This window comes from Mycobacterium sp. 1165178.9, from assembly GCF_001673555.1.
Taxonomy (GTDB): Bacteria; Actinomycetota; Actinomycetes; order Mycobacteriales; family Mycobacteriaceae; genus Mycobacterium.
This window is the reverse complement of sequence record NZ_LZMB01000379.1, coordinates 1-1,392: the sequence shown is the minus strand read 5'-3', so window position 1 is coordinate 1,392 and position 1,392 is coordinate 1. Positions and strand designations below refer to the sequence as shown.

Here is a 1,392-nt window from a genome sequence, read left to right as displayed (position 1 = left end):
CCCGCAACGGTTCGTGCGGATCGTCGCGGCGCGCACGGTCCGGATCCAGATGCTGCGCCCAATACCGCCACAGCTTGGGCGCGTAGCTGGAGAACGCCGGCACGACAATTCCGGTGCCCCGCAAGGCGTTTCGTGTCTTCTCGCTGACGAAGGTCGGGGCGAGGTCTACGACGTCGAGCACCTCGGCGGGAATACCGAGCTGGGTGGCCGCCATGTTGCGCACGACTCTGGCGCGTCCGCGCACCTTGAGCACCGGCGTGGCCACCGCGCGGGGTAGTGAACCTCGCAGCGGCGGCAGCCCGGCCGCCTTGGCCACGCCGCGGTAAATGCCCCGCAGGCCAATGGTTTTCTCGGCGGTGAGGTGGAAGGTCTGCCCGTCACGGCCGTCGGCATGCATCAGCGCGACCAGTGCGTCGACGACGTAGTCGACCGGGACGATGTTGGTGCGACCGGTGTCGGGCAGCAGGATCGGGGTCAACGACGGGAGCACGGCCAGCTTGGCCAGCACGCCGAAGAAGTAGTACGGCCCGTCCACCTTGTCCATCTCGCCGGTGCGGGAATCGCCGACCACCACCGCCGGGCGATAGATGCGATGACGCAGTCCGGGCGCCGAGCGCACCAGCAGCTCGGCCTCGAACTTGGTCTGGTGATACGGCGTCGGCAGCTGCTGACCGACGTCGAAATCGTCCTCGGTGTATTCGCCGGCGAAATCGCCCGCCACGGCGATCGACGACACGTGGTGCAACGTCGCGTCCAGCCGCTGCGCCAGCCCGATCACCGCGCGGGTGCCCTCGACGTTGCTGGCCCGCTGCTCGGGCTCACCGGCGGTGATGTCGTAGATCGCCGCGCAGTGCACCACGTGATCGATCTCGCCCAGCTCGGCGAGGACCTCCTCGCTCAGCTCCAGTTCCGGCAGCCCGGCGACCAGCGGTTTCACCCGCTCGCCCCACTGTTCGGCGAGCCGCTCGAAGCGGCCCAACGACTGCCGTCGCACCAAGACGAACACCTGCGCGTCGGGACGGGATTCCACAAGACGACTCACGACACGGCTACCAATAAACCCGGTACCGCCGGTAACGACATACCGCATGAAGACATGGTGGCGGTGGCGGCCGCGCACGTCAACTGTGATCCCGGCTACGCCGCGATTGCGATCGCCACTAGTTGCTGAAGTCGCGGATCCCGTCCCAGTCGACCAGCGTCCAGCCGGTCATCGGGTTACCGCTGATCACGACGCGACCCGTGTTGGGAATCGGGTGGCTGTCCATCAGGCTGTCCTTAGCGTTCTGCACGTTCAACAGGGTCCACACCATGATGGAGTTCCTGTGCGAGAACACCACCGGGTTGTGGTGGCCGCTGTTGTAGATCTTGTTGACGGCCGCGGTGAACTGG

Annotated in this window: 1 protein-coding gene and 1 pseudogene; both read right to left on the bottom strand. The window is 66.7% G+C overall.

Annotated elements, in window-relative coordinates; translation table 11 throughout:
* On the bottom strand, positions 1–1,090 hold a 1,090-nt coding region (locus A5652_RS16395; protein WP_082983943.1), incomplete at its 3' end, for an SDR family oxidoreductase.
* A gap of 70 nt (positions 1,091–1,160) precedes the next feature.
* Positions 1,161–1,392: pseudogene (locus A5652_RS16390) on the bottom strand (histidine phosphatase family protein); the annotation flags it as partial.